Source organism: Parasphingorhabdus pacifica (genome assembly GCF_054779195.1).
In genome coordinates, this window is record NZ_BAAGYS010000021.1 from 33,346 (window position 1) to 60,120 (window position 26,775).

Here is a 26,775-nt window from a genome sequence, read left to right on the forward strand (position 1 = left end):
ACGCCCGCTGGGCGATCGTCGTCGACAAAGGAGTCCTCATGACCAGCGTTCTCGCGGCCGGTGACCACTTCGTGGCACCGGACGTGTTCGTCGACTCCCTGCGCGAACACGCGGGGCGGCACGAGCTGCGCTTCGAAACGCTGCGCTTGCCGTGGCCGGTGGAACCCTTCGGCCCGATCGGCAATGTACGGGAAGCCAGCGGCACCGAGGAGCAACTGCTCGAATCTCTGCCGGGTGTTCGGATCGCGACCACCCAGATGGCCCCGTTCACCGAGAAGGTCCTCGCCAACAGCCCGGACCTGCGGTTCGTCGGAGTCTGCAGGGGCGGTCCGGTCAACGTGGATCTGGCGGCGGCGACCGAAGCCGGAGTTCTCGTGAGCTACGCCCCCGGTCGCAACGCGGCGGCTGCCGCCGAGTTCGCCGTCGGGATGATCCTCGCCGCGCTGCGCCGCATTCCTGCATCGGACGCCGAACTCAAATCCGGAAATTGGCGCGGAGACTACTACGCCTACGACAACGCCGGGATCGAACTGCAGGGCTCGACGGTCGGCTTGGTCGGCTACGGTGCGATCGGCCGTATCGTGGCCAGGGTGCTGGCCGCCTTCGGTGCCCGCGTCGTCGTGTCCGATCCGTTCGCGGACAAGGCGCAGCTGACGGCCGACGGCGTCGAACTGGTCGAGCTCGAAACGTTGCTGCGGCGCAGTTCGGTGGTGAGCTTGCACGCGCGGTTGACGGCCGGGACCGAAAATCTGCTCAATGCCGACAACCTGGCGCTGCTGCCCGAGGGGGCCGTGCTGGTGAACTCGGCCCGTGGTGGCCTGCTCGACTACGAGCCGCTGCCCGAACTGTTGAAGTCGGGCAGGCTCGGGGCGCTGGCCGTCGACGTCTACGACATCGAACCGCCGCCGCGCGACTGGCCGTTGTTCGACGCGCCGAACGTGATCACCACACCACACTTGGCCGGTGCCACCAGGCAGACCGCCCACCGCGCGGCCGACATCGTGGCGGGCGAGGTTGCCAGATTCCTCGACGGGCAGCGCCCACGATTCGTGGCCAATCCGGACGTCCTCGAACGAATCGAAGGTCTGCGCCCATGATTCTCGGGGTCGATGTCGGAACATCGGTGACCAAGGCTTCGTTGCTGCGGCGGGACGGCACGGCGGCGGTCACCCACAGTGTGCGCAGCTCGCTGGAGCGGCTGCCCGGTGGTCGGGTCGAGCAGGACCTCGACGACGTCGTCGACTCGGTGGTGCGAGTCGTGCGTTCGGTCGGTGCGGAAGCACCGGAACCGGTCGAAGCATTGGCCATCACCGGCCAGGGGGACGGACTGTGGCTGCGCGACGCCGCGGGCGAGCAGGTCGGTCCCGCGCTCTCGTGGCTGGACGCGCGGGCCTCCGAGGTGATGGAGCGCTGGGGCGGCGACGAGAACAGTGTGCTCAACAAGGTCCACGGCTTGACCGGTTCGGGGATGTTCCCCGGGTCCGCGGGACCGCTGCTGGCCCATCTCGCCGAGCACGATCCGCGACGGCTGGATCGGGCAGCGGTCGCCGGGTACTGCGTGGACGCGATAGTCCAACGGCTTACCGGCGAAATCACGGTGGATGCCTCTGACGCGTCCCTGCCCTTCCTCGACGTGCCCAGCCGGACGTACTCGCAGGAGGCACTGGCGGCGTGCGGTCTCGACGATCAACGCCGGTTGCTCGCCGAACCCGCACCGCCCGGAAAGTTGTTCGCCCTCAGCGGTCCCGGCGCGGAGATTCTCGGCTTGCCTTCCGGGTTGCCGATATCGGCCGGCCCGTTCGACTTGCCCGCGTGCGCGTTCGGCTCCGGTATCAGCGATGTCGGCGACGGCGCGCTGGTGATCGGTACGACGCTGGGCTGCCAGGTGCTCACCGACGACGTCACCATCGTGCCGGGTGCCGAAGCCGCCGGGATGTGGCTGGCCACGCCGCGGCCCGACCGGTACATGCGGGTGATGCCTGCGATGGTCGGCACGGCGAGTCTCGACTGGGTTCTGAGCATGGTCGGCGCCAAGGTCGAAGAACTGGAGACGTTGCTGGAGAGCAGCTCTCCCGGCGCGGGTGGTGTCTCGGCTCTCTCCTTCCTGTCGAACTCCGGTGAGCGCGCTCCCTTCGTCGAGTCGAGGGCGCGAGGGCAGTTCACCGGATTGTCACTGGACACGACTCCTCCGGATCTCGTGCGCGCGCTGTGCGAGGCCGTTGCCTACGCGGCAAGGCACAACCTCGAGTCGGCGGGGCTCGAAGGTGACGTTTCGGCCTGCGGCGGTGGGGCGCGTTCGGCGGCGTGGAGCCAGATCTTCGCGGACGTCCTGGGACGCCCGCTGCACGTGCCGCACGAAGTGGGTGTGGGCGCGCGAGGCGCGGCGATGACCGCTTGGGACTCGTTGGGTGAACCGATCGACCGGCAGCAGTGGGAACAGGCCAGGCACACCGTCGAACCAAATCCCAGTGCCGTCGAATTCTACGAGCACGGGTACGCGGAGTACCTGGCGACGATCGAACAGGCACGACCGAGCTGGCAGCGAGCAGCTACCCGAGGAGCGAAGCGATGACCCGTTTGTACGACGATCCCGCCTCGTTCACCGAGGACATGGTCGCCGGATTCGTGGCTGCCCACCCCGGCCGGGTGCGGTCCGTTCCGGGTGGGGTGGTGCGGGCGAACCGCGCGCGCGAGGGAAAAGTCGCGGTGGTGACCGGTGGCGGATCCGGGCACTACCCCGCCTTTTGCGGAGTGGTGGGTCCTGGGTTCGCGGATGGTGCGGTCGTGGGCAACATCTTCACCTCCCCCTCGGCCGAGGACGCCTACTCGGTGGCCAAGGCGGCCGATGCGGGCGCCGGGGTGGTGTTCTCCTTCGGCAACTACGCCGGGGACAACATGAACTTCGGGCTCGCCGTGGAGCGGTTGAGACGGGAGGGGACCGCGGCGCACAACGTCGTGGTGACCGACGACGTCGCCAGCGCCCCGGCGGAGGAAAGTACTGCGCGCCGCGGCGTCGTCGGCGATTTCGTCGTCTTCAAGGTGGCTGCCGCAGCGGCCGAAGAGGGCTACTCGTTCGACGAAGTGGTCCGGGTCGCCGAGCACGCCAACGCCCGTACCCGAAGCCTCGGTGTGGCCTTCGACGGCTGCACGCTACCGGGGCAGAAGGAGCCGCTGTTCCACGTGCCGGTGGGTCGGATGGGCGTCGGACTGGGCATTCACGGCGAACCGGGGGTGTCCGAGCGGGAGATGCCGACTGCCTCGGAACTCGCCGAGCTCCTTGTCGACGGTGTGCTGGCCGAGACGCCGGACGGAGCTGCTCCCCGAGTCACGGCGATCCTCAATGGACTCGGGTCGACCAAGTACGAGGAACTTTTCGTCGTGTGGCGCACGGTCGCGCGGAGGCTGGCCGAAGCGGGCATCGAGGTAGTGGAGCCCGAGGTCGGGGAGCTGGTGACCAGCCTGGACATGTCCGGGTGTTCGCTGACGCTGGCTTGGTTGGACCCGGAACTGGAACGCCTGTGGCAGGCCCCGGTCGACACGCCGGCTTACCGCAAGGGAAACGTGGTCCTCGACGAGTCCGGCACGGAATTGGCGGAGGAGATCGCCGAAGCCGCCGCCGCCGACGTCGTCCCGGTCGCCCCCGAGGCAGGCCGGCGGACCTCGGCCGTGGTCGCCCGTGCGTTGGGCGAGGTGGCGGAGTGCTTGGGCGATGCGGAGGAGAAACTCGGCAGGCTTGACGCGGTCGCCGGAGACGGTGATCACGGACGTGGGATGACGCGTGGCAGCTCGGCCGCCGCCACGGCTGCGGAAGATGCCGCGGGCAAGGGGCTGGGTCCGGCGGCCGTACTGATCGCCGCCGGTGATGCCTGGGCGGCGAAGGCCGGCGGTACTTCGGGTGCGTTGTGGGGCGCGGCGCTGCGGTCGTTCGGGGATGAGCTGCCCGCCGATCGTGCGGCGGCGGCGGCAGACCTGGTCAGAGGGGCCGAAAGCGCGTTGGGCGCCGTCCGGCGCCTCGGTCGGGCCGAGTTGGGCGACAAGACGTTGGTGGACGCGCTCGTCCCGTTCGCGCGCGCGTTGCGCGGTGCGGTCGACGAAGGCGCGACCGGTGCGCGGGCCTGGGTCGCGGCGGCCGCGGAGTGCGAGCGCGCCGCCGAGGCCACCACCGAGCTCCGTCCCCGTACCGGACGTGCCCGGCCGCTGGCCGAGCGCAGCGTCGGGACTCCGGATCCGGGCGCGACGTCGCTCGCCCTGGTGATGAACCGGATCGCCGGCGTGCTGACCGAGAACACGAGCGTCGAAGCGAAGTGAGGACCATGAGCGAGCAAGCACCGTGGCGGATCGTCGTGGGCTGTGACGATGCCGGACTGCAGTACAAGAACGCGTTGCGGGCGGATCTCGAAGCCGATGCCCGGGTGGCGTCGGTGACCGATGTGGGAGTCGGGTCCGACGAGCACACCGACTACCCGCACGTGGCGGTGGCGGCCGCGCGGTTGGTCGCCGCGGGTGAAGCCGACCGTGCGCTGCTGGTGTGCGGGACGGGGCTGGGGGTGGCGATCAGCGCCAACAAGGTCTCGGGGGTCCGAGCGGTCACCGCGCACGACAGCTATTCGGTGCAGCGGTCGGTGTTGAGCAACAACGCGCAGGTATTGTGCGTCGGCCAGCGTGTGATCGGATTGGAACTGGCCCGGTTGTTGGCTTCGGAATGGCTCGACCACCGATTCGATACGACGTCGGGCTCGGCGCAGAAGATCGCTGCGATTGAGGGTTACGAGGGCGCGTCGAACGTTCCGGGCGTGGCGTGCTGAGGGGGACAGGTGAGCGACGGAGTCCGTTGTGCCGCTCAGCGACAAGAGGTTGTCGAGATCGCCAACCGGATGACCGGAGACCGGTTGGTGGTGGGCACGTCCGGCAATGTTTCGGTTCGAGTGGGCAGCCTGATCGCGGTGACCCCCTCTGGGGTGGATTACGACGCCCTGACGGTCTCCGACGTCCCCCTGGTGGATCTCGACGGCCGGGTGGTCGACGGCGCGCTCAAACCGACCTCGGAACTGCCGATGCACCTGCGGGCGTACGTGCACCACGATGCGGGCGCGGTGGTGCACACCCATTCGCTGAACGCCACGGCGTTGTCGCTGCTGCGGGACGAGGTTCCGGCCGTGCACTACCAACTGGCGGACTTCGGTGGTGGCGTTCGGGTCGCGGACTACGCGACGTACGGTACGGACCAGCTCGGCGAGAACATGTCGGCGGCGATGGCCGGCCGGACCGGCTGCATCCTGCGCAACCACGGCACCGTCACGGTGGGCGAGAACCTTTCGAAGGCGTACAACCGGGCTCGTCAGCTGGAGTGGCTGTGCGAGTTGTGGTTGACCGCCCAGCGTGCCGGTACACCTAGTCTGCTGCCGGATTCCGAGATCGCGTTGTGCGTGGAGAAGTTGCGCTCCTACGGCCAGTCCTGAAGCGCCACCGTCCGCGGGGGGGCGGGTGATGTCCCGCATCGCGTGGAACGTCCGGACGCCGGGGTGAATCCACGGACGCCCGAGTGAAACACGATGGCAACGAGGTGGGAACACGGTTCTCACCCGGGTGTCATCGTGGCGGGCTCCGCGGCAACATTCGCCCGGCAGCATGTGGGTATGGCTTCCAGCGAAGTTCGTCCGACCGGGACCGGTGCTCGTCCAGCCGGGGGCTCCACCCGGTATGCGCCCCGGTTGATCGAGTTCGGCGCGCTGCTGTGCGTCGCGGGAATCGCTCTGTTGGTATTCGCGGGCATGCGGGACGGCTCCCCGGCCCTCCATGTGCTGACGACCGTCGGCGCGGCTCTGCTCGGAGGGATCGCGGCACGTCGATGGCGGTCCCGAAGGCCGGACCTCGCAGGCACGCCGGATCCCGATGATCTTCCGCCGTCCGGCGTTGCGGCCGCACCCGACCTCGCCGGATCCGATGTCGCCGGACCTGACGGCGCCGGACCCGACGTCGCCGCTGCCGAATTCGCACCGGGCGAGGTGGCCGCGGGCGCTTCGCGCGGTCGCGCGTTGTGGCGCTTGCGCGCATCGGTGATCGATTCGCCTGGGCGTCTGGCTCGGATCGCTTCGGGACTGGCCGCCCTGGGCGGCAACATCCGCACGGTTCAGGTGCAGCCGGTGCCGGGCGGTGCCGTCGACGAGGTCCTGTTGCACGTTCCGAGCAAGGTGACCGCAGACGAGCTCGGCAGGGCCGTGGAGCGGGCCGGCGGCAGGCAGATCACCGTCCGCAAGGCTGATGTGCGCGAACTCGACGACCTGCCTACCCGGACGATCAACCTCGCCAGGGAACTGGTGGCCGGTCGCTGCGAGACGTTGCGGACGTTGCGGGCACTGCTCGGCGAGGTCGACGTCCGGTGGATGGAGGAGTCGGAATCGCCGATGGTGATCGACGACCTCGCCGACCGCACGATGTGCTTGCGGGCACCGGGCGGGGGAGTGCTGCTGCTGGAACGGACCACTGGCTCGTTCACTCCGTCCGAGTTCGCCCGTGCCCGTGCGATGGCCGAGTTGGCGGCCGGGTGTGACCCGCGACCACTCCGGGACGGCAGGACCGTCACCACGAGGCAGGGCACCGAACTGACCGTGCGCACGGCGGACCGGGACGACCTGTCGCCGGTCGCGGCGTTTCACGAGCGCTGCTCCAAGGCCGCCCTGTACCGGCGCTACCGCGGTTCCGGCCCGGCGGAATCGCGTCTGCTCCGGTTGCTGACGCCTTCCCTCGGGAGATCGCTGGTCGTGGAGATTTCCGGAGGTGAGGTGGTGGCGCTGGGGACCCTGGCCTACGAGGGCGATTCCGGAGAGATCGCGCTGCTGGTACACGACGATTGGCAGGGGCGCGGTATCGGAACCCTGCTCGCTCGTGAGGTGGTGGCGGTGGCCGATTCGCTGGGGCTGGCCTCGCTCGAGGCGAACACCCAGGTCGATGACCTCGCCATCGCGGGGACGCTGCGCGCGGCCGGGTTCAAGGTCGCGGGGGTGCCCGAGCCGGGTGAGTGGTGCTGGACCCGGAGTCCGACCCGTACCAGCGTCATCCGGGCTTCGCCCGCGTTCCGGTGGTGGTCCGAGCGGACACGCGCATGGTGATCCGGGCGGAGACCACGACCGTGTCCGACGTGTCCAGGACACGCACCGGAACGACCCAGTCCTGCGGTTGTTCTTCGAGGTCGGGCAACGGGGTGAGCTCGGCTACCGCCCGCAGGTTCGTCGTGGCTTTCGCGGTGTAGTCGACGGTCATCCCGACCGGGATCCAGCGGTGCGTGCCGGGCAGGCTCGCGTCGGTCAGCAGTCCGGCGGCGACCTCGGCCATGTTGCAGGCGGCGATCGCGTGGAAGGTGCCGATGTGGTTGTGCACGCGCCGGCGCTTGGTGGCCCGAACTTCGCAGCACCCCGGGCGCAGCTCGGTGATGTGCGGACGGATGGTGCCGAAGTAGGGAGCCTTGAAGCAGACCGCTCGGGAGAACAGCCAGGTTCCGAGCGGGTACCGGCTCACTTTGCGCCACAGGTTCAGCGTGCTGGACATGATCGCCTCTCGACATGGGTTACTGGTCAGTAACCTATGTCGAGGGCGGGTTCCGATGCAACCCGCACCGCACGGGTCGCCCGATGCCGCCCGATTCGTCGTCGCTACCCGGCACTCGTCACCGGACCCGGGTGGTCGCGGCCGAGACGAGGTCGCCGAGCACCGCGCGCACATCGCTCTCCACGGACATCGCCTCCAGCGCCTCGCTCGCGGCGGCACCATTCCGCTGGATGAGTCGTTCGCTCTCGGCCAGCGCGCCCGTGTCGACGATGATCGTTCGCACGCGCCCGACCGCGTCGTCGTCGAGATCATCACCGCCCGCGAACCACCGGTCGATCTCGGTGGCCTGCGCGGCTGTGGCTCGCACGCGGCTCATGGCCACCAGGGCGGTCGACTTCCGGGCGCGCAGATCGTCGGCGACCGGCTTGCCGGTCACGGCCGGATCCCCGAACGCGCCGAGCACGTCGTCGCGCAGTTGGAAGGCTTCCCCGAGCGGCATCGCGTAGGCGCTGTAGTCATCGAGCAACTCGTGCCCGGCTCCCGCCAGCACGGCACCCATGTGCAGCGGTCGTTCGACGGTGTACTTGGCGGTCTTGAAGCGCATCACCGTGCTCGCGCGGTCCAGCGACTGCGCACCGCTGGCTTCCTCGGCGAGATCGAGGTACTGGCCGACGACCAGCTCGTTGAGGATCTGGCCGACCAGCTCGTGGGCCCGCAGCTTGCGTTCGGCGGGCAGGTCGGCCTCGGTGAGCATTTCGTGGAACCAGCTCAGGCACAGGTCGCCCAAGAGCAGGGCGACCGAGGAACCGAACCGGTCCGAACGACCGCGCTGGCCGCTGCGCCGATGCTCGTCAGCGTGCCTGCGGTGCAGCGAAGGCCCACCCCTCCGACTGTCGCTGTCGTCGATGAGGTCGTCATGGATCAGCGCGAAGGCGTGCAGCAATTCCCAGCACGCGGCGGCGTCCACGATTCCGGGCGCGGTGCTCCCACCTCCCGCACCGCGCCAACCCCAGTAGCAGAACGCGGCGCGCAGTCGCTTGCCGCCGTCGAGGAACTCCCGCACGGTGCTCACCGCGCCCGTCCACCGGTCATGACTGTCCTGGTCAAGGCCCATGTGGTCGAAACGCAGTCGCTGGCGGTCGACGAACTGCGAGAGAGCTTCCTGGACCCGCCTCCGCAGTTCTTCCACATCGAGCGGGTGGATGGTGGCGGGATACGTGGTTGCCATGATCGCTCCTGGTTGACGGGTCGTTGCGCGGTGGCCGTTGCCGGTCACCGCGCGGCGGCAGGCAGGTCCTCGTGGTCGGCCCGCGGCCACCGGTGCGGTTCCGGCCCCAGCTCCACCAGCTGACCGACCTGCTCGCGGCACCACGGGGACACGGCGGTGCGGGCGGCGAGGACGTCCTCGGTGAAGCGCGGCCAGGAAACCCATTCGGTTTCGGCCACTTCGCTCGGTACCGGTCGAGGAGCATCCGCGGTGACCGCCCGGAAGACCGGACACATCTCGTTCTCCACGACGCCGTTGTCCATCACGGCCCGGTAGCGGAAACGTGGGAGGACCAGCTCCATGTGCTGGACGGTAATCCCCAGCTCCTCGTGGAGCCTGCGGCTCACCGCGGAGTCCAGGGACTCGCCAGGCCCGGGGTGACCGCAACACGTGTTCGTCAATACCCCCGGCCAGGTGCTCTTGACCGGCGCGCGCCGGGTGAGCAGCAGTCGGTCGTCGGAGTCGAAGACGTAGCACGAGAACGCCAGGTGCAACGGTGTGCGGCGGTCGTGCACGCTCGTCTTGTCCATGTACCCCGTGGCGTGTCCCGACTCGTCGAGTAGGACGACCTGTTCCACGTGCCTACCTCCTACTTGGCCCCGCTGAGCTCCGGCGGGCGGTGAATTCCCTGTTGAGGAGGACACTAGAGGTGGTGGCGACGACGGGCATCAGCCGATGCGCCGCGGAGGATCGTTCGAAGGGCCGAGCCGCTCGGACGATCATGTCCGTTCGGCTGAGGCAGGCCCCGGACGAGAACGGGCCGCTCACCTCCGCCAGGAAGGTGAGCGGCCCGTGGGGAGCGCGCCGGGAGCCCGCTAGACCACGAGGATTCCCGCGATGGCCGCACTCATCAGGTTGGCCAGGGTGCCGCCGAGGATCGCCCGCATGCCGAACTCGGCGATGAGCGGCCGCCTGCTGGGTACCAGGCTGCCGAGTCCGCCGAGCAGGATGGCCAGGGACGAGAAGTTGGCGAAGCCCGTGAGCGCAAACGTGATGATCACGGCGCTCTTGTCGCTGAACTCACCGATCTGCGGCCCGAAGTCGGCGAAGGCCACGAACTCGTTGAGGACGAGCTTCTCGCCGACGAAACCACCCGCTGCGATCGCTTCCTCCCATGGCACGCCGATGACGTACATGATCGGTGCGAACACGTATCCGAGGATCTGCTCGAAGGTCAGGTCGGGGAGACCGACGATGCCTCCCAAACCGCCGAGGATGAGGTTGACCAGCGCGATCAGCGAGATGAACGCGAACAGCATCGCGCCGACGTTGAGTGCCAGCTTCAACCCGTCGGAAGCGCCGAGCGCCGCCGCGTCGATGACGTTCCGAGGTTTGGTTTCGGTCGCCTCGGAAACGTTCGACCCCGGCTTGGGCTGAGAAGAGGTGCCTCCGGCGGCGGACCCGTCCTCCCGGTCCGTGCCGGTGCGGGAAACCTCTTCGGCATCTTCGCTCCCGGCGGGTTCCCGATCGTCGAACCGGTCGTCGTCACCAGCGGGTTCGGACGTGCCGGAGACGGGAGCGGAGTCCGATTTGGCTTCGGAGGTTTCCGGTACGAGGATCTTTGCCATGAGCAGCCCCGCGGGTGCCGCCATGAAGCTGGCCGCGATCAGGTGATCCAAGCGCGCGCCGAGCAACGAATAGCCGATCATCACCGAACCGGCCACCGTGGACAGGCCACCGACCATGACGGCGAAAAACTCCGACCGGGACATCAGGGCGAGGTACGGGCGCACCACGAGCGGTGCTTCGGTCTGCCCGACGAATATGTTCGCGGTCGCGTTCAGCGACTCCGCCTTGGTGGTGCCCAGCACGCGCTGGAGTCCACCACCGATGATGCGGACCACCCACTGCAGGATGTTCCAGTGGTAGAGCACCGCCGTGAGCGATGCGATGAACACGATGAGCGGCAGCACCTGGAACGCCACCACAGTGCCTTCGCTGGGGATGATCGGTCCCACGAGGAAGTCGATTCCTTCGCTGGAGGAGTCGATTACCTTCTGCACGCCTTCGGAAACCGACGCGAGGGCGCTTTTCCCGGCCTCCCACCTCAATACGATGAAGCCGAAACCGACCTGGAGGAGCAGGGCGCCGATCACCGTCCGCGGTTTGACCGCGCGCCGGTTGGTGGACAGAGCGAATGCGATCAGCAGCAGTACGAGCATGCCACCGATGCCCCAAAGGACCTGCACGATTAGGGGCCTTCCTGTGATCTTCGGCGCGACTGCCGGTGTGCGTTCCGCGCCAGGCTATAAGCCGGGATGGTCGCATTTGGACCGATCTGTGGGGAAGCCCGGACACCTGGTCGTCACGAACCGAGTTCCATCTGGGAATACGTGAATGCGCGGCGAATACACGCCAAGCCCGCCACCAGGGACGCTGCGTCCGGCTACCTTGACGCCCACTTGGCGACGACTACAGGTGGGCCGATATGCGAAAACGTCCCCTCATCGCGGCAGTGGCAGCAGTCGCGGCGGCCTCCGGAATCGCGGTTCCGGCCTCGGCGACGGAACGGGCGCCGGGCACGATCAGCGCTGCCGCTGTGCAGGAACACTTGGTGGAACTGCAGAACATCGCTGAAGCCAACGGGGGCAGCCGAGCTTCCGGAACCCCCGGCTACCGGGCATCGCTGGACTACGTCAGAGCCGAACTCGACACGGCCGGATACGAAACCTCCGTCCAGGAGTTCGATTCCTGGAGCGGAACGACCTACAACCTGATCGCGGAATCACCGGCTGGCGACGCGGAGAACGTGGTCATGATCGGGGCGCACCTGGACAGCGTCAGCGTGGGTCCGGGAATCAACGACAACGGGACCGGTACCGCGGCCGTTCTGGAAGCAGCGCTTAACCACGCCGAAAGCGGTGCCGAACCCGCGAACAAACTCCGTTTCGCGTTCTGGGGCGCCGAGGAGGACGGACTCGTCGGCTCATCGCACTACGTCGACGCACTCGATGTGACCGAGCGGCAGAACATCGCGCTGTACTTGAACTTCGACATGGTCGGTTCGCCCAACGCCGGGTATTTCACTTACGACGGCGATGATTCGGACGGCGAGGGAGCGGGTCCGGGGCCGGAAGGATCGGCCGAGATCGAGCAGTCGCTCAACGACGCGTTCGGCGCGGCGGGCATCGAGACGGAAGGCACGGACTTCGACGGCCGTTCCGACTACGGCCCGTTCATCGAGGTAGGAATTCCTGCGGGCGGGACGTTCACCGGAGCCGAGGGAACCAAGTCCACCGAGCAGGCGCAGAAGTGGGGTGGTCAGGCGGGCGAAGCATTCGACCCCTGCTACCACCGGGCATGCGACACCGTCGAAAACGTCAACGCCGAAGCACTCGAACTGAACGCGAATGTCATCGACGAGGCGGTAAGCGCCTACGCCCAGCGGATCCCCTGACACGCCGATCGACCAGCGGTGGGGAATCAGGAGAGGAATTCACGAGCACGCGACGTGCGTGAATCCGCGAAGCCACCGCCGGCCCGGTTGACCTCCACCTTCCGGGTCGGCGGTGTTCCACATCGAAAGTTCGAATCCGCTCCGATCGTTTCATTGCCGGATCGCTTTCCGGGTTGGAATCCACGGGGCGTCGTCCTGTTCGTCAGGACGACTTCACCGCCGACCCGGTGCTTCGAGTCCAGGAAAAGTCAATCCCGGGGTGTCTCCGCGCTGCGACGCGCGAGGCGAACGCGGACCGAGTCGAGCGAGCGGGCTCGGCTCGGCGCTGTGTCGGCGTGCTGCTTCGCCTCACCGGGTCTGACCAGCAGAAGCCCTTCGAGTGCGTTCCCTTCGACGCCCGCTCGAAGAGCGTGACCGACAACGACAGCGGGACGGCTGCGTACCGGCTCGAGCGGCGGAGGGGCCCCGTTTTCGACAGCTGGACACGAGAAATTGTCGCGGCCGGCGATTCAAGGGTTCATTCGGGTGATGTGGACAAATTCACCCGCTTGCTTGCATGATTCACCCGATGTGGAGCGCCGGGAAAACCGGGAAGGGTAAATCTGTGGCGCCTATTCGCCAATCCGTCGAATGCGGGCGGGAGAACGCGTTGAATCGACTCCGTCTCGATTTGTCTGCTTCTCCAGAATTCCCGCTCCGGAGGATGTATGCGTCACTTTCGTCAGGCCGCGTGTGCCATCGCGGCAGCCGTCGTCTCACTCGGCGTGGTCGCGGTCCCGGCATTCGGTGCCGAAGCGGCCACCAACTACGTCGCACTCGGCGATTCCTACGCGTCGGGGACCGGAACGAGGGAATACTTCGAGGACAGCGGTGATTGCTACCGCAGCCCCCACGCGTACGCCCAGCTCTGGGCGGATTCACACGACGTCGCGGACTTCGCGTTCGATGCCTGCTCCGGTGCCGTCACCGGCGACGTGCTCGCCAATCAGCTCGACTCCCTGAGCGAGGACACGTCACTGGTCACGATCTCCATCGGTGGCAACGACATCGGATTTGCCAGCGTGATCCAGGACTGCCTGCTGGGGACCAACGAGATGTGTGATGCCGCGGTGAGCGAAGGCGAGGCGAAGGCCCGCGATGAGCTGCCCGCGAAACTCGACGAGACGTACGCGGCGATCGCGAACGCTGCTCCGTCCGCCGAGGTGATCGTTGTGGGTTATCCGCAGATCAACGAGCCGACCGGCAGTTGCGGGATCCCCGGGTTCACCGAGGCGAAGCGTCAGCGGATCAACGCCGGCGGCGACGTGCTCGCCGGTGTGATCTCCGAACGCGCGGCGGCAGCGGGATTCACGTTCGCCGACGCGCGTACGGCGTTCGAGGGCCACGGTGTGTGCAGCGACGCGGAGTGGATCAACGGGCCCAGCAACCCGCTTCGCGAGTCCTTCCACCCCAACGTGGATGGGCACGCGGAGGGATACCTCCCGGTGGTCAACGCCGTTACGGCTTGATCGACCGGTAGGTGGCGGGCTCTTCCGGTGAACACGCAGCCGGGAGGGCCCGCGTTCGCCTCGGCGGAAGCCCGGACGCATTCGCCGTGTCCGGTGCCGCCCGCGGCGGGCAGGCACCGACCGGACTCGAACGTCGAGGAGGTGAGTGGCGAAGGAGTCGAACCTCAGGAGGCGGCCAAGTGCTTCGGCCGGGGTAGTGGCGTTCGGACGCCGATCTTGTCGCTGATGCCATCGACCGTGGCGACGGGGTGCTGGGGCACAGCCCGTGGGGGCGCATCGATCCATTCTCCCAGCCGCCGCGCGCCGACGTATCCGAGCACTGCGGCCGATCCGAATACGGATGCGGCCGCGAATCGACGAAACACGCTACGTCCTCCTCTGTTAGGAGCGTGCTGTACTGACGTGCCCGACCACGATCCGCGGCGAAGTACCGTCGGTACGCGAAATGGGCTCATGCCGCCATAACGCCGGGACCCATCGGGCTCCCGTTGCAAGCTACAACCGCGCGACGAGGGCCGAAAATCCGGAGCGGCTAAACCGCTGGTTCAGGTGACGAAGCCCGAGCCGCCCTCGGTGGCATGGCGCAAGTAGCGATCGGCGGAGCGGCGAACCGCGGCGGACCCGTCGGAATCGACGATGCGCCGCCACCACGCGCCGTAAACGCGCTCGAAGGGGAACGGTTCGAGCCTGGCGACCGCACGTCGGATGATCTCCGGTCGCTCCGGTATCAGATTCGGGTAGCTGCGCATGAAGCTCACCCAGCGGCGGTCCGGCACCACCTGCAGGATGTCCCCGCTGAACAGTGCGGAACCGGCGTTCCAGTGGAGCACCGAACCACCCGCGAAATGCACCCCCGCATTGATGAGGGTCAAGCCAGGACCCAGTTCCGCGGTATCACCGGACCAGAACACGACCCGGTCGTCGTGCTCCGGGACCCACTGCCGGTCGGCCTCGTGCAGGTACACGGGGGCATCGAACGCACGCGCCCACTCGAGCATCGTGCTGTAGTAGTGCGGATGGCTGATGGCGATCGCATTGATGCCGCCCAGCTCGGTGACGCGGTCGACGATGCCATCGTCGAGGTAGGTAACGCAGTCCCACAGCACGTTCATCGTTCCGGTCCGAATGAGCAACGCCCGTTGCCCGATCGCGAAGTTCGGCTCCGTGCCGATGCCGATGACGTCCGGCCCCTCCTGCTCGATGCGGGCCGAGTACCCCGCCGCGCGCATGTCGGGCAGCGTGGTCCACTGCTGGCCGTTCCAGTTGACGAACTGGCGTTCGTCCCGGCAGATCGGGCAATCCGGCCGAGGTCGCGGGTACTGCGTCCCGCACTGGACGCAGATGGGGCTGGCATCGTTCGACGCGGTCATCCACCCGATCTTTCCGCAACGCGCGGCGGAGAGCACAGCGGCTCGTCGGGGACGGGCCCTCGCTCCACCTCAGGCGGAGTCGGGGTGGACGTGGCGAGCGGTGTCGATGATCTTCTCGATGCGTCGTGCGTGCGCACCGCGCCAGTAAACCTTGCCGCAGGAGGTGCACCGCGCGAACACGTCGTAGTTCCGGCGGGTTCCGGCCCGTAACTGCTCGGCGACCTGGTTCTCGGCGACGCCGAGCAGTTCGCCGTTGCACGCGGTACATCGGGACCAGGGACGGAGCGCGGGCGCGAACCGATCGATCACGTCGGTGAGCTGGTCGGTCGGCCGTGATCCCCGGACGTAGGCGGCGCTGGGCAACGCCCGACGCCGGAGCAGGCCGCGGTCCTGGGTGAGCAGGGTTCGGTTCTCCCGCTGTGCCTGGGTTACGAGTTCCTCGTCGGCCGCATCGTTGTGGTAAGCGGTGTCGACCCCGAGTAACCGCAGGTAGCGGGCAAGCGTGCCGAGGTGCACGTCCAGCACGAATCGCGGTTCGATCCGTTGGGGGCGTTGCACGGGCCGGACCGTGATCCGATCACCGGCTCGCGGACGGTGCGACGGGTCGGCGACAACGTCGTTCACCAGCAGGGTGCCCACTTCGGGCAGCGGCACTCCGAGGGATTCCACCACGTGCCCGAGCGATGCCGTGCCGTCGTGCGGCACGATGTTGCATTCCGCGTCTCGTCGCCCGGCGGACAGGAAGAATCGTAGGCCCGGTGAGGTCCGTATCCACAGTTTGGCGTCCGAGTCCATCGAAGACCGGCCTCCTCCCGAAGTGGGACGGCGTCTTCCCACGGCGACCTCGAATGATGACCTCAGGCCAGTTCCCGCAGGCAGACGGTGGTCAGGAGTCCGTCGTCGCCGGCTTGGCGCAACGCCACCGTGGCGTGCCGGGACTCGAGGTCGAGCTCCGCGATCATGTTGCCCAGGTACGGACCCGCGAACTTCGACCAGGTCAGCGGCACGGGCGGAACCCCCGCACGCTCGGAGAGCTTCCGGATGATCTTCGTGAACCGGTCGGACCACGCGAGGCGCAATGGTCCGCGCAGTCTCGAATGGAGCGCGTTGTGCAGCGGTGAGCACGTGATCTGCACGACGCGGGAGCGAGTCCCGCTCGGGTACTCGGCATCGGCCAGGTAGCTGTGGTGGACGTCGCCGGACAGCACGTTCACGGTCGCCGGCCCGCGAGCGGCATGGGCGATGAGGTTCGAGAGCCGGTCGAACGAGCGGCGGAAGGCCGCCCAGTGCTCCAGGTCAGCGGCTTGCCGGAGCTTTTCGGCGAGCCAGGGCGTGCGACCGCGCTCGGTGCAGGCGACCTCGTTCCAGGATTGCACGTGGTGGATCACCGGGGGCAGGAGCCACGGCAGTGACGAGGCGAGCAGGACGTGGTCGTGCTCGCCGTCGAGTGACTGCTCGATCCATTCGAAGTCGGCCGCCGAGTGCATGGAGCGTTCGGTGGTCTCCAGCATGCGACCACACCGGGTGTCGAGCACGACCAGCCTCGCGGGGCCGAGGTCGCGGCGGTAGCTCCACCGCGCGCCCTTCCTGCCGTTGTGCTCGGTGTCCGCTCGGGCCGCGAACTCGCGCAGGACTTCCCAGGCGTCGCCCGCTTCGCCGACCTCGACGACAGCGCGGTACACCTCGTCCTGGGCGAGCTGGTCCGGGCTGAGATTGCCGATGTGCTGGTAGATCCAGTAGGCGACGATCCCGCCCAGCAGACGTTGCCGCCACCACGAGGTGCGTGCCATCCGCGCGCGCCACCGTTGGGAAATGTTCCAGTCGTCCCGGATGTCGTGATCGTCGAAGATCATCATCGTGGGCACCGTGGACAACAGCCAGCGCACCTCGGGTTCCGACCACGAATATCGATACAGGTGGACGTACTCCTCGAAGTTCGCGATCTCGGTGCCCGGGGGACGGTCCAGATCTCGGCGGGTGCGCAGCTCCCGCTGCAGTTCCGGGGCTGTCTGATCGGCGTAGACCTGGTCGCCCAGCAGCAGGAGGGCATCCGGGCGGTGGTGGTCGGGAGCTCGCTTGAGTAGGCGAGCGGACACTCGGAGCGCGTCCGTGCCCAGTTGCTCCGCGTGTCGGACGTCCTCGGTGGTGCCGAAGCGGCACGATCCGAACCACAGTCGGAGTCCGCTGCCATGACCGGTCGGTATCGTCTTGATCCGGCACGGTGGTTCGTCGCCGACCGGCCAGACCGGCTCATCGTCAAGTCGGACCTGGTACGGAGTGGTCGAGCCGGGGCGAAGTCCCCGCACCGGGACCAACGCGTAGTGGTGCCCTCGTACCTGGAAGGTGCGCGCAGTGCAGCCGAGTACCTCGACGGTGGCAGCGACATCGGTCTCCACCCACACTGTCGCGCTCGTGTCGTCCACGTACCGCAGCAGTGGACCCAGCAGCAACTTCGCCACGGGCACGGGATACCGCACGGGTACCGATCCCGAAACACGATTCGCACCCGGATCGTCGGAGGTACGGGTGTTTCGCGTGGCCATGAGCGCGGGGTAGGGTTCGGGTCACTCGTCCGCTCCGCGCTGGCGGCCCACTCCGTTGTGCAACGGCAGGATGCAACAGCACGGCTGCAACAGAAGTGCGCACAGCGTCGGATGAGTACTTGAGCAACAGCAGACTTGAGCGAGCCGTCGCGATTCCAGGCGCCATCCGGAAGCGTGCGCGGCTGTTCCGGGTGGCCGAAAAGGGAGGGAACGCGGTACGCCGCGGTCCCGGCCGCCCACGGTGGAAGAGCCCGCTGGCCATGATCGGTCAGCGGGTTTTTCGCCTATCCATCGTCGACCGGGTCAGGCACTCTGCTTGATCGCCGAGATGTCCAGCTCCAGCGTCACCTTCTCGCTGAGGAGCACCCCGCCGGTCTCCAGCGCCGCGTTCCAGGTCAGTCCCCAGTCCTTGCGGTTGACCTGGACGCTGCCTTCGAATCCGACCCGGTCGTTGCCCATCGGGTCGCTGGCGGCGCCGGTGAACTCGACGTCCACGGAAACAGGGCGAGTGGTTCCCCGGATCGTGAGATCGCCGGTTACTCGGTAGTTGTTCTCCGATATGGGCTCGATCGAGGTGCTCCGGAAGGTGATCTCCGGGTAGTTCTCGACGTCGAAGAAGTCCGCGCTGCGCAAGTGCTCGTCGCGCTGTTCCTGCCTGGTGTCGACGCTGGCGGTCTTGATCGTGAGGTGCCCGTGGGAGCGTTTCGGGGCCGTCGCATCGATGTGGAGGGTCCCTTCGACATCGCTGAAGCGCCCCCTGACTTTGGTGATCATGGCGTGGCGGACCACGAATCCGAGGTTGGAATGAGCCGGATCGATGTTGTAGTCCCCGGTGATGTCCTGCTGCCCGTTGCCGGTCACGGTCGCTCCTCAGCGTGTCGTCGCTTTCTTCGAATGCGCTGGGTATCGTCGCCACAGCTGGTGAGCTCTGCCATCCCGACGTCGAGGCTCCCTCCGTTCGGGGGACGGGGAGGCGGTTTATGGGTGCGCTCGACGACGTGCGACGGCAGCTGTACTCGGCGGACCCGACCGAGTTCGTCGGAGTCAGGGACCGGCTGGCCGCCGAGGCCCGCGATCGGGGAGACGGCGAAACGGCCGCGGAGATCAAGAAGCTCCGCCGCCCGGGAATGGCCGCCCACGCCGTGAACCTGCTGGCGTGGCACGAATCGGAACGGGTCGACCGATTGGTCGAACTCGGGGAGCAGATGCGCTCGGCGCAACGAAACCTGCGCGGCGACGAGGTCCGGCAACTGGATGAGGAACGATCCGGGCTTCAGGTTGAACTGATCGATCGTGCCGTCGAGCTGACCGGGGCCGGCGGACGTTCGCTCGGCGAGCAGGCGCGCAGGCAGGTCGAGCAAACCCTGCACGCGGCGGTTTCGGATCCGGAAGCCGCCCGGCAGGTGTGCTCGGGTGCGTTGACCGCCCCGGTCGAGTACAGCGGGTTCGGTCTGGACGAGGTGTCGGCGGCGGCGTTGCGGAATCGATCGAACGCGGCGGAGTCGAAGGACGTCGGACGGAGCCGCCGTGACCGCTCCCGGAAGGGCTCCCGCAGCGGAGAATCCGGAGCCGCGGAGCGGACTCGCGAGGTCGAGGCGGGCGCGGCTCGAGCGGAGGGTTCGCCCCGGAGTTCCGCTCGCCGGAAGAAGAACACTCGAAAGCAGCAACAGCCCGCGGCGGGAAACGCCGCGATGGAGGAAAAAGACGCGGAAGAAGCGAGGGATGAGACTCGCAGGAGTGCGCCGGACCGGCTCGACGAGGAGCTGCGGCGCGCTCGGGAGGAACTCCGGCACGCCGAGAGCGAACAAGATCGTGCTGCGCGCAGGCATGAGCGGCTGCGCGGTCGGTTCGACGAGATCGAGCTTGAGCTGCGGGACGCCGAACAGGAGTTGGACCGAGCCCGCGAACGTGTCGACGAGGCCCGAAAGCGCTGCGGTGACGCGGAAACGCGCCGACCGGGGTCCCATCGGAAGCGGTGATGATGTCTCCGGTTGGTGGGTCCGGACGCGACCCGAAATCGCGTCAATGTGGCTTGCGTCACATCGGAAACGATCATCCGAAGCTGGTAAAGTCGGAGCCAGTCGTTAGCTTCTGGGTTCGTGTTCGTGCACGCTCGCAGGAAAGTGTTGCGGGCGAGCTGCTCTCTTTGGTGCAAGCCGGAGAAGTCGCCGTCTGACACCGCGGCTCGGGCCTCCACGAGGTGGTGGAGGTCCGCACCTCCAGTTCGATCAAGGGAGACAGCGAAATGGCGCAGGGAACCGTGAAGTGGTTCAACTCCGAAAAGGGCTTCGGCTTTATCGCACCGAACGACGGTGGCGCGGACGTGTTCGTCCACTACTCGGCGATCGACGCCCCCGGATTCCGCAGCCTGGACGAGAACCAGCAGGTCAGCTACGAGGTCACGCAGGGCCCGAAGGGCCCGCAGGCCAGCAACGTTCGCACGCTCTGATTCCAGAGCGCTGAACCACCGGTTGCGCCCGGCGGCGTCCTGAACGCCCCTGGGACCCGGTTTCGAGGCGGCGGCTCGCTCCCCGGAAGGGGAGGGGGTCGCCGCCTTTTCGCGTCAACCTCCCGCTGCCGCACCGCCACCCCCCTTTACCGCACGGCCATTGGGGTGAGTGAACCGCATCTGGGTGATCTTGGTCCACGGCGAGGCAATACTATGTTCGCGCAGTCGTGGAAGGTGGGCGGTAGTTCGGTGCGCGGGGTCGACTATTACGAGCTCCTCGGTGTGGATCGCGGTGCTTCGGCGGCGGACATCAAGTCGGCGTATCGGACGCTGGCCAGAACCATGCACCCCGACATGGGGGGCACGAGCGGGACGTTCCGGCTTCTCCAGGAGGCTTACGAGACGCTGAACGACCCGGTCCGACGGGCCGCCTACGACGGGGAGGCGAACCGGACCGAAGCCGGCGACACACCGAAACGAGGTCGCGGTGAGCCGTCGCGCCCCTCCAGGCGAAAGGGGTTCGGGGACGACCCGAACTTCGTGCCGACTCGGACCCGGCTGACCGCCGACGACATTCCGTGGTGGGATTCGGTCAATCCGAACGCGAAGATCCGCTACCTGCCCGCGACCGGCCCGGAACCGGCGCCCACGCTGGCGATGGTGGGCGCCTGGACCATGCTGCTCATGGCCGGTTTGGCCGTCGAGTTGTCCGCCGTGTTGCTGGCGCTGTGGCTGTCCTTGCTGATCAGTGCGGGTGCGGCGATGGTGATGCTGTTGCGCCGGTACGTGGAGGCCAACCGCACCGACCGGCGGTTCGCCGCGGAGTTTCGCGGCCAGGTGGTGTTCGGTCGCCTGGAGACCGATGCCGACGAGGTGGCCAAGGTGCTCACCGCCGAGCTGCTGAGCATGTACCTGACCCGTATGCCGGGTGTGCGGATCTTCCACGGTTTGGCCTGGCCCGGTTCGGTGTTCACTGACGTCGATCATGCCGTGCTCTGCGGTCGGCGACTGGTGCTGATCGAGTCGAAGCGGTGGTTGCCGGGGCACTACACGATCGACGAGTCGGGGATGCTGTTCCGCAACGGTCACCGATTCCGAGGTGGGGACACCCGGCTGCCCGACGGGGTGGCGGCGTTCGAACAGCTGCTCCCCGACATCCAGGTGCGTGGTGCTCTGCTCATCTACCCCAGTCGCGCGGGCGAGGTGACCACCGGGGAATACTCCGGGGCAGCCTCGTCACCGGTGACTCCCGAACAGTTCGTTCGGGAGTTCGGTGGATGGCTGGCCGGCGATGCCGACGCGATTGATCGGGAGATCTTCAGCGTGCTCCTCGGTCAGGTCGTGTCCGCCTGAGCGTCGAGTCGTGCGCCGGGTACGGATCTCGGACCGGCGAACGCGTCCCCAGGGGTGATCTACCTGGTGATGCCCGGCTGGTGAATGGTCGCGCAGGAGGCTCGTGCACCGGTCGGCGCCCATCGATCCGCGAGGTTCGAGACCGAGCGGTTCCGGTTGAGGCCGGCCGTTGCATCGCGGAAATTCATCCCACCGTGCGGGCTGGTCCGTTGCTCAGAGATGGGTACCCACTGTTGTGTGGAGTAGTGCACGTCGGATGTCGGCACATCCGGGACAACGGATTCGAGGTTTCGCGCGATGGTCACCACTACCGGTACCGGCACGAGTCAGCCGGTCAACAAACCCGTCTTCGCTGGTCGTCGAGGGATCGGCCCGCAACTGTCGGTCTACCTGTTCATTTTGGGGCCGTTCGTCGCGTTGATCGCGGCGGTTCCGCTGGCTTGGGGGTGGGGGCTGCGCTGGTGGGATGTCGCGCTGGCGGCGGGGTGGTACCTGTTCACCATCCTGGGAGTCACCGTGGGCTTTCACCGGTACTTCACCCACGGCGCGTTCCGGGCGAAGAGGTGGTTGCGGATCACGCTCGCCGTCGCGGGAAGCATGTCGGTGCAGGGTCCGATCCTGCATTGGGTCGCCGACCACCGCAGGCACCACGCGTTCGCCGACAAGGAGGGTGATCCGCATTCCCCGTGGGCGTTCGGGTCGTCGCCCGCTGGTCTCGTGCGCGGTTTCTGGCACGCGCACATGGGGTGGCTCTTCGAGCGGGACCTGACCAATCAGGAGCGGTTCGCTCCCGACCTGCGCGCTGACCGGGATATCTTGCGGGTGCACCGGTTGTTCGGGCCGCTGACGCTGGCGACTCTGGCGTTGCCCGCGTTGTGCGGTGGTCTGATCAGCGGGTCCTGGTGGGGAGCCCTTACCGCTTTCTTCTGGGCGGGGCTGGTTCGAGTCGGCTTCCTGCACCACGTGACCTGGTCGGTGAACTCGATCTGCCACATGATCGGAGCGCGGCCGTTTCGGACCCGGGACAAGGCGGCGAACTTCTGGCCGCTGGCGGTGCTCAGCATGGGCGAGTCGTGGCACAACCTGCACCACGCTGATCCGACCTGCGCGCGGCACGGTGTTCGTCGGGGCCAGATCGACATATCCGCCCGGTTGATCTGGATCTTCGAGCGGTTCGGCTGGGCCTCGCACGTTCGTTGGCCCACGCAGCAGCGGCTGGGTCGGCTGAGCGCGCGTACCGGCGGGTGAGGTCCGGTGGCCACCACAACGGCCGAGCGCGGTGCTCCAGTGGTCGTCGGCTGGCGTGCGCTGCTGGGCTCCGGGGTCGGGGTCGGGAAGCGCGTGGTGGCGCGCACGGTTGAAGCAATCCGGATATATGTACGGCCAAATCCGCTCTCGGGTTGGTGCGGCCGAGCACGGTGGAACGGGAAGGTGACCGGCGAAGGCCCCGGATACTGCGTGATGGCGCCTGAGGGCGCTTGATCCGGCCCATTGACAAGACTCGAACGAGGGGGGAGTCTTTCCACGAAATTGGCCGTACAAATATGCGGAGGCGTCGGTGGGGGAAGCACGGGTAGCTGAAGGGCCGTACTTCGACGACCTCGAAGTCGGACGGGTGTTCGACCGGGCCCCGGCGATGACCCTCACGGAAGGCCACGCAGCCGTGCACCAATCGATCGTCGGTGACCGGTTGCGGTTGGCCCTGGACCGGCAGCTCGCCGAGCGTGTCACGGGGGAGCCGGCGGCTTTCGCCCACCCGGCCCTGGTGTGGGACCTCGCCGTCGGACAGTCGACCCTGGTGACCCGGCGCGTCAAGGCCAACCTCTTCTACCGGGGATTGGTGTTTCGGCGGGCGCCCGTGCTCGGTGACACCCTCCGGACCAGTACCGAGGTCGTGGGACTGCGGCAGAACCGGTTACGCCCGGGGCGATCCGCCACCGGATTGGCCGCGCTCCGGATCACCACGGTCGACCAGCGCGATCGACCGGTACTGGACTTCTGGCGGTGCGCCATGCTGCCCTTGCGCGATCCCGATGCGGCTACCGGCCACGCGGACGACCTCGATGCCATAGGCGAGCAGCCGGAGTCGCTCGGCGCGGCCGTCGAAGGCTGGCGGCTGGAGGAGTTCCGCGCGGGGGCCGCGCCCACGGCCTACCCGGAACCCGGGGACTCCTGGCGCGTGGACGGCGGAGACGTCGTCTCGTCCGCACCGGAACTGGCCCGGTCGACGCTGAACGTGGCCGCGGTGCACCACGACGCCACGGCAGGCGGTGGTGGCAGGCTCGTCTACGGCGGGCACACGATCGGGATCGCGCTGGCCCAAGCCTGCCGAGCGCTGCCGAACCTGGTCACGGTCGTCGGCTGGCACGGATGCGACCACACGGGCCCGGTCCGGGAACAGGACACTCTGTCGAGCGACGTCAGTGTGGAAGCCGTCGAACCGGCTGGGCCGGACGGCGTCCTCGCGCACCTGCGGTCGACGGTGACCGCCGTCGGTGACGGGGAAACGGAGCAGCGCGACGTTCTCGACTGGCGCTACGTCGCCCTCCTCGCCTGAGAACCCGCTCCACGCGTGCGGAGCGTCGAACGTCCGGAACTTCCCGAGGGCAGGCAGATGAGGAGTGTGTCATGGCTGAGCTGAGCGCGGAGGAACGCGCGATCGTCGAGACGGTGCGCGATTTCGTCGATCGCGAGGTCAAACCGGTCGCGGGCGAGCTCGAACATGCCGATGCTTATCCGGAAGAGATCATCGAAGAGATGAAGAAGCTGGGCGTCTTCGGCCTGGCCATCCCGGAGCCGTACGGCGACGTCGCGGTGACGACCCCGTGCTATTCGATGGTGACCGAAGAGCTCGCCCGGGGCTGGATGAGCCTGGCGGGGGCAATGGGCGGCCACACCGTCGTGTCCAAGCTGTTGTTGCAGTTCGGGACCGAAGAGCAGAAGGACCACTACCTGCCGCGGATGGCCACCGGTGAACTGCGCGCCACGATGGCGTTGACCGAACCCGGTGGCGGATCGGATTTGCAGGCGTTGCGAACAGTCGCGCGCAAGCAGGGTGACGACTACGTGATCAACGGTTCCAAGACCTGGATCACCAACGCCCGCCGCTCCGGCCTGGTGGCCCTGCTGTGCAAGACCGACCCTTCCGCCGAGCCCGCGCACAAGGGCATCAGCATCCTGCTGGTCGAGCACGGGCCGGGCTTCACCGTCTCCCGCGATCTGCCGAAGCTCGGGTACAAGGGGGTGGAGAGCTGCGAGCTGGGTTTCGACGATTTCCACGCCCCGCGCTCCGCACTGCTGGGCGATGCCGAAGGACGCGGCTTCGGGCAGATGATGAAGGGTCTGGAGATCGGCCGCATCCAGGTAGCCTCGAGAGCGCTCGGAGTCGGCCGGGCGGCGTTCGAAGATGCCCTGCGCTACTCGCAGGAGCGGGAGTCGTTCGGCAAACCGATCTGGCAGCACCAGTCGATCGGCAACTACCTCGCCGACATGGCCACCAGACTCACGGCCGCGCGCCAGCTGGTGCACCACGCCGCCGAGCGGCTGGACTCGGGCGCTCGCTGTGACATGGAAGCAGGCATGGCCAAGCTCTTCGCTTCCGAGAGCGCCATGGAGATCGCGCTGAACGCGGTGCGCATCCACGGCGGTTACGGATACTCCACGGAGTTCGACGTCGAACGCTACTTCCGGGACGCCCCGCTGATGATCGTCGGCGAGGGGACCAACGAGATCCAGCGCGACGTCATCGCACGACAGCTGGTCAATCGCGGCGGGCTGGCCGCGCCCGAACAGTGAGGCGAACAGAGGAGGACATGTCGATGCTCCCGTTGCAAGGCGTGACCATCGTTTCCCTGGAGCAGGCGGTGGCTGCGCCGTTCGCCACCCGCCAGCTGGCCGACCTGGGCGCCAGGGTGATCAAGATCGAGCGCGCCGCTGGTGACTTCGCTCGCGGATACGACACCACGGTCAACGGCATGGCCAGCCACTTCGTCTGGCTCAACCGGAACAAGGAAAGCGTCGTCCTGGACCTCAAGGACGCGGACGATCGCCGCGCGATGGGCAAGTTGCTCGGCGCCGCGGACGTGTTCGTGCAGAACCTCGCTCCTGGGGCGGCCGCTCGACTCGGCCTCGGGGCCGACGAGCTGATCGCCGAACATCCACGACTCGTGGTCTGCGACATTTCCGGGTACGGCAGTTCCGGCCCGTACCGCGACAAGAAGGCTTACGACCTGCTGATCCAGTGCGAGGCCGGGCTGGTGTCGATCACCGGGAACGAGCAGGAGCCCGCGAAAGCAGGTATCTCGGCCGCCGATATCGCGGGCGGGATGTATGCCTACAGCGGGGTGCTCACCGCGCTGTACGAGCGGGAGCGCACCGGACGGGGCACGGCTTTCGAGGTATCGCTGTTCGACGCGCTGGGCGAGTGGATGGGTTTTCCGTACTACTACGCGAACTACGGCGATTCCCCGCCGCCGCGCGCCGGTGCGCGGCATGCCGCGATCGCTCCGTACGGACCGTTCGCGGCAGGCGACGACTCGCAGGTGTTCCTCGGGGTGCAGAACGAGCGGGAGTGGGTGACATTGTGCGAACAAGTGCTCGGCCGGCCCGAGCTGGCGGCTGACCCCAGGTTCCGTTCCAACCCCGAACGGGTCGCCAACCAGGACGGATTGCGGGTGGCGATCGAAGCCGCGTTCACGGACATGACCGGTGAGGCCATCGTCGAACGGCTGGAAGGGGCAGGCATCGCCAATGCGCGGATGCGCACGATGGCCGAGTTCGGCGAGCATCCGCAATTGGCGGAGCGGGATCGCTGGCGTGAGGTCGACTCACCTGCCGGGCCGCTGCGGGCACTTCTGCCGCCGGTGACGGTGAGCGGGCGGGAACCCCGTATGGATCCGGTACCCGGAATCGGTGAGCACACCGAGTCCGTGCTGGCCGAGTTCGGCGAGCGACGGGGCGACTGAATGACTCGGCGGTGACTCCGGAACGGGGCGCCGGGATCGGACCGGCTCACCCCGATCGTTCGTCCGGGGCCTCCGGGTTCTTCGGCGGATCAGGAGCCTCCGGCGGTTCCGGCGTCTCGGGGTGGGGCTTCGCCGGCTTCTCCGGTGCTTCGGGAGGGTCCGGTGTCTCGGGAACACCCGGCACTTCTGGACTTTCCGGTATCTCCGGGCTGTCCGGCACCTCGGGAATGTCGGGCGTCTCGTGATACGGCTGCTCGGCGCGACACGCGGCCAACTTGCGACCAGTCGTCGGCGTGTGCTGCCACCAGCGCGGCCTCCGGTCCGTGTTCGAGCGCGCATCCCGGACAGCGGTTCGCACAGCGACCTCCTACGCGGTTGT

General features: G+C 67.7%; 25 protein-coding genes. 15 read left to right on the plus strand and 10 right to left on the minus strand.

All coding sequences use genetic code 11. From position 1 onward, the window contains the following. Positions 1–38 precede the first annotated feature (38 nt). The 6 genes from ACYVAN_RS23400 to ACYVAN_RS23425 all read left to right on the plus strand — a co-directional run bounded on the left by ACYVAN_RS23400 (position 39) and on the right by ACYVAN_RS23425 (position 7,109). Positions 39–1,097, plus strand: a complete 1,059-nt coding sequence (locus ACYVAN_RS23400) for a 2-hydroxyacid dehydrogenase (RefSeq protein WP_460963161.1) — start codon at positions 39–41, stop codon at positions 1,095–1,097. After that, a complete protein-coding gene (locus tag ACYVAN_RS23405) occupies positions 1,094–2,572 on the plus strand; it encodes an FGGY family carbohydrate kinase (RefSeq protein ID WP_460963163.1) in 1,479 nt (492 codons plus the stop codon). The genes ACYVAN_RS23400 and ACYVAN_RS23405 overlap by 4 nt, the downstream gene beginning before the upstream one ends. Then, positions 2,569–4,308, plus strand: a complete 1,740-nt coding sequence (locus tag ACYVAN_RS23410) for a dihydroxyacetone kinase family protein (protein ID WP_460963165.1) — start codon at positions 2,569–2,571, stop codon at positions 4,306–4,308. The genes ACYVAN_RS23405 and ACYVAN_RS23410 overlap by 4 nt, the downstream gene beginning before the upstream one ends. 5 nt (positions 4,309–4,313) lie before the next feature. After that, complete coding sequence (locus ACYVAN_RS23415) at positions 4,314–4,805, plus strand: ribose-5-phosphate isomerase (protein WP_460963167.1); 492 nt, start codon at positions 4,314–4,316, stop codon at positions 4,803–4,805. A 9-nt stretch (positions 4,806–4,814) separates the two neighbouring features. Further along, entirely contained in the window at positions 4,815–5,459 is a 645-nt protein-coding gene (locus tag ACYVAN_RS23420) for a class II aldolase/adducin family protein (RefSeq protein ID WP_460963169.1), read from the plus strand. 177 nt (positions 5,460–5,636) lie between these two features. Further along, positions 5,637–7,109, plus strand: a complete 1,473-nt coding sequence (locus ACYVAN_RS23425; RefSeq protein ID WP_460963171.1) for a GNAT family N-acetyltransferase — start codon at positions 5,637–5,639, stop codon at positions 7,107–7,109. Here the strand turns inward: ACYVAN_RS23425 and ACYVAN_RS23430 are convergent. The 4 genes from ACYVAN_RS23430 to ACYVAN_RS23445 all read right to left on the minus strand — a co-directional run bounded on the left by ACYVAN_RS23430 (position 7,054) and on the right by ACYVAN_RS23445 (position 11,001). Further along, complete coding sequence (locus tag ACYVAN_RS23430; RefSeq protein WP_460963173.1) at positions 7,054–7,545, minus strand: hotdog fold domain-containing protein; 492 nt, start codon at positions 7,543–7,545, stop codon at positions 7,054–7,056. The genes ACYVAN_RS23425 and ACYVAN_RS23430 overlap by 56 nt on opposite strands. Before the next feature lie 118 nt (positions 7,546–7,663). After that, complete coding sequence (locus tag ACYVAN_RS23435) at positions 7,664–8,773, minus strand: polyprenyl synthetase family protein (RefSeq protein ID WP_460963175.1); 1,110 nt, start codon at positions 8,771–8,773, stop codon at positions 7,664–7,666. Positions 8,774–8,817: 44 nt separating this feature from the next. Continuing rightward, positions 8,818–9,390 carry an isopentenyl-diphosphate Delta-isomerase gene (gene idi, locus ACYVAN_RS23440; RefSeq protein WP_460963178.1) on the minus strand — a complete coding sequence of 191 codons (573 nt, stop codon included), beginning with the start codon at positions 9,388–9,390 and terminating at the stop codon, positions 8,818–8,820. Between the two features lie 237 nt (positions 9,391–9,627). Continuing rightward, positions 9,628–11,001, minus strand: a complete 1,374-nt coding sequence (locus tag ACYVAN_RS23445; RefSeq protein WP_460963180.1) for a NupC/NupG family nucleoside CNT transporter — start codon at positions 10,999–11,001, stop codon at positions 9,628–9,630. A gap of 239 nt (positions 11,002–11,240) precedes the next feature. Between ACYVAN_RS23445 and ACYVAN_RS23450 the strand changes: the two genes are divergently transcribed. Together ACYVAN_RS23450 and ACYVAN_RS23455 are read left to right on the plus strand one after the other, a co-directional pair. Then, positions 11,241–12,209 carry a M28 family metallopeptidase gene (locus ACYVAN_RS23450; protein ID WP_460963182.1) on the plus strand — a complete coding sequence of 323 codons (969 nt, stop codon included), beginning with the start codon at positions 11,241–11,243 and terminating at the stop codon, positions 12,207–12,209. A gap of 707 nt (positions 12,210–12,916) precedes the next feature. Next, entirely contained in the window at positions 12,917–13,717 is an 801-nt protein-coding gene (locus ACYVAN_RS23455; RefSeq protein ID WP_460963184.1) for an SGNH/GDSL hydrolase family protein, read from the plus strand. Positions 13,718–13,881: 164 nt separating this feature from the next. Here the strand turns inward: ACYVAN_RS23455 and ACYVAN_RS23460 are convergent, their stop codons facing one another. From ACYVAN_RS23460 to ACYVAN_RS23480, 5 genes are all read right to left on the minus strand, one after another. Further along, positions 13,882–14,082 carry a hypothetical protein gene (locus ACYVAN_RS23460; RefSeq protein ID WP_460963186.1) on the minus strand — a complete coding sequence of 67 codons (201 nt, stop codon included), beginning with the start codon at positions 14,080–14,082 and terminating at the stop codon, positions 13,882–13,884. Positions 14,083–14,262: 180 nt separating this feature from the next. Further along, on the minus strand, positions 14,263–15,087 hold the full coding sequence (locus tag ACYVAN_RS23465) for an MBL fold metallo-hydrolase (RefSeq protein ID WP_460963188.1): 825 nt from the start codon (positions 15,085–15,087) through the stop codon (positions 14,263–14,265). A gap of 69 nt (positions 15,088–15,156) precedes the next feature. Further along, the gene (locus ACYVAN_RS23470; protein WP_460963189.1) at positions 15,157–15,882 is read right to left on the minus strand and encodes a Mut7-C RNAse domain-containing protein; all 726 of its coding nucleotides are present in this window, start codon (positions 15,880–15,882) and stop codon (positions 15,157–15,159) included. A gap of 62 nt (positions 15,883–15,944) precedes the next feature. Continuing rightward, the gene (locus tag ACYVAN_RS23475) at positions 15,945–17,546 is read right to left on the minus strand and encodes an alkaline phosphatase D family protein (protein ID WP_460963191.1); all 1,602 of its coding nucleotides are present in this window, start codon (positions 17,544–17,546) and stop codon (positions 15,945–15,947) included. A 387-nt stretch (positions 17,547–17,933) separates the two neighbouring features. Then, a complete protein-coding gene (locus ACYVAN_RS23480; protein ID WP_460963193.1) occupies positions 17,934–18,491 on the minus strand; it encodes a YceI family protein in 558 nt (185 codons plus the stop codon). Positions 18,492–18,610: 119 nt separating this feature from the next. On the opposite strand from ACYVAN_RS23480, the gene ACYVAN_RS23485 reads away from it, so the two are divergent. The 7 genes from ACYVAN_RS23485 (at position 18,611) to ACYVAN_RS23515 (ending at position 26,396) form a co-directional block, all read left to right on the plus strand. Beyond that, positions 18,611–19,609 (plus strand): hypothetical protein, encoded by a 999-nt coding sequence (locus ACYVAN_RS23485; protein WP_460963195.1) that lies wholly within the window; start codon positions 18,611–18,613, stop codon positions 19,607–19,609. Between the two features lie 266 nt (positions 19,610–19,875). After that, complete coding sequence (locus ACYVAN_RS23490) at positions 19,876–20,079, plus strand: cold-shock protein (protein WP_460963197.1); 204 nt, start codon at positions 19,876–19,878, stop codon at positions 20,077–20,079. 213 nt (positions 20,080–20,292) lie between these two features. Beyond that, positions 20,293–21,432, plus strand: a complete 1,140-nt coding sequence (locus tag ACYVAN_RS23495; RefSeq protein ID WP_460963199.1) for a J domain-containing protein — start codon at positions 20,293–20,295, stop codon at positions 21,430–21,432. 297 nt (positions 21,433–21,729) lie between these two features. Next, positions 21,730–22,680, plus strand: coding sequence for an acyl-CoA desaturase (locus ACYVAN_RS23500; protein WP_460963202.1), 951 nt, complete (start codon positions 21,730–21,732; stop codon positions 22,678–22,680). 310 nt (positions 22,681–22,990) lie between these two features. Further along, positions 22,991–23,989: a MaoC family dehydratase gene (locus ACYVAN_RS23505; protein ID WP_460963204.1), complete on the plus strand. Its 999-nt coding sequence runs from the start codon at positions 22,991–22,993 to the stop codon at positions 23,987–23,989. 71 nt (positions 23,990–24,060) lie between these two features. Next, positions 24,061–25,227: an acyl-CoA dehydrogenase family protein gene (locus tag ACYVAN_RS23510; RefSeq protein WP_460963206.1), complete on the plus strand. Its 1,167-nt coding sequence runs from the start codon at positions 24,061–24,063 to the stop codon at positions 25,225–25,227. A gap of 23 nt (positions 25,228–25,250) precedes the next feature. Then, positions 25,251–26,396, plus strand: a complete 1,146-nt coding sequence (locus ACYVAN_RS23515) for a CaiB/BaiF CoA transferase family protein (protein ID WP_460963208.1) — start codon at positions 25,251–25,253, stop codon at positions 26,394–26,396. 46 nt (positions 26,397–26,442) lie between these two features. On the opposite strand, the gene ACYVAN_RS23520 is transcribed toward ACYVAN_RS23515, so the two are convergent. Further along, complete coding sequence (locus tag ACYVAN_RS23520) at positions 26,443–26,754, minus strand: hypothetical protein (protein ID WP_460963210.1); 312 nt, start codon at positions 26,752–26,754, stop codon at positions 26,443–26,445. Between the last annotated feature and the right edge of the window lie 21 nt (positions 26,755–26,775).

Coding starts and splice junctions, on each gene's coding strand:
- ACYVAN_RS23400 (WP_460963161.1), top strand. CDS start 39: ATGACCAGCGTTCTCGCGGCCGGTGACCACTTCGTGGCACCGGACGTG.
- ACYVAN_RS23405 (WP_460963163.1), top strand. CDS start 1,094: ATGATTCTCGGGGTCGATGTCGGAACATCGGTGACCAAGGCTTCGTTG.
- ACYVAN_RS23410 (WP_460963165.1), top strand. CDS start 2,569: ATGACCCGTTTGTACGACGATCCCGCCTCGTTCACCGAGGACATGGTC.
- ACYVAN_RS23415 (WP_460963167.1), top strand. CDS start 4,314: ATGAGCGAGCAAGCACCGTGGCGGATCGTCGTGGGCTGTGACGATGCC.
- ACYVAN_RS23425 (WP_460963171.1), top strand. CDS start 5,637: ATGGCTTCCAGCGAAGTTCGTCCGACCGGGACCGGTGCTCGTCCAGCC.
- ACYVAN_RS23430 (WP_460963173.1), bottom strand. CDS start 7,545: ATGTCCAGCACGCTGAACCTGTGGCGCAAAGTGAGCCGGTACCCGCTC.
- ACYVAN_RS23435 (WP_460963175.1), bottom strand. CDS start 8,773: ATGGCAACCACGTATCCCGCCACCATCCACCCGCTCGATGTGGAAGAA.
- ACYVAN_RS23450 (WP_460963182.1), top strand. CDS start 11,241: ATGCGAAAACGTCCCCTCATCGCGGCAGTGGCAGCAGTCGCGGCGGCC.
- ACYVAN_RS23455 (WP_460963184.1), top strand. CDS start 12,917: ATGCGTCACTTTCGTCAGGCCGCGTGTGCCATCGCGGCAGCCGTCGTC.
- ACYVAN_RS23465 (WP_460963188.1), bottom strand. CDS start 15,087: ATGACCGCGTCGAACGATGCCAGCCCCATCTGCGTCCAGTGCGGGACG.
- ACYVAN_RS23470 (WP_460963189.1), bottom strand. CDS start 15,882: ATGGACTCGGACGCCAAACTGTGGATACGGACCTCACCGGGCCTACGA.
- ACYVAN_RS23485 (WP_460963195.1), top strand. CDS start 18,611: ATGGGTGCGCTCGACGACGTGCGACGGCAGCTGTACTCGGCGGACCCG.
- ACYVAN_RS23490 (WP_460963197.1), top strand. CDS start 19,876: ATGGCGCAGGGAACCGTGAAGTGGTTCAACTCCGAAAAGGGCTTCGGC.
- ACYVAN_RS23495 (WP_460963199.1), top strand. CDS start 20,293: ATGTTCGCGCAGTCGTGGAAGGTGGGCGGTAGTTCGGTGCGCGGGGTC.
- ACYVAN_RS23500 (WP_460963202.1), top strand. CDS start 21,730: ATGGTCACCACTACCGGTACCGGCACGAGTCAGCCGGTCAACAAACCC.
- ACYVAN_RS23510 (WP_460963206.1), top strand. CDS start 24,061: ATGGCTGAGCTGAGCGCGGAGGAACGCGCGATCGTCGAGACGGTGCGC.
- ACYVAN_RS23515 (WP_460963208.1), top strand. CDS start 25,251: ATGCTCCCGTTGCAAGGCGTGACCATCGTTTCCCTGGAGCAGGCGGTG.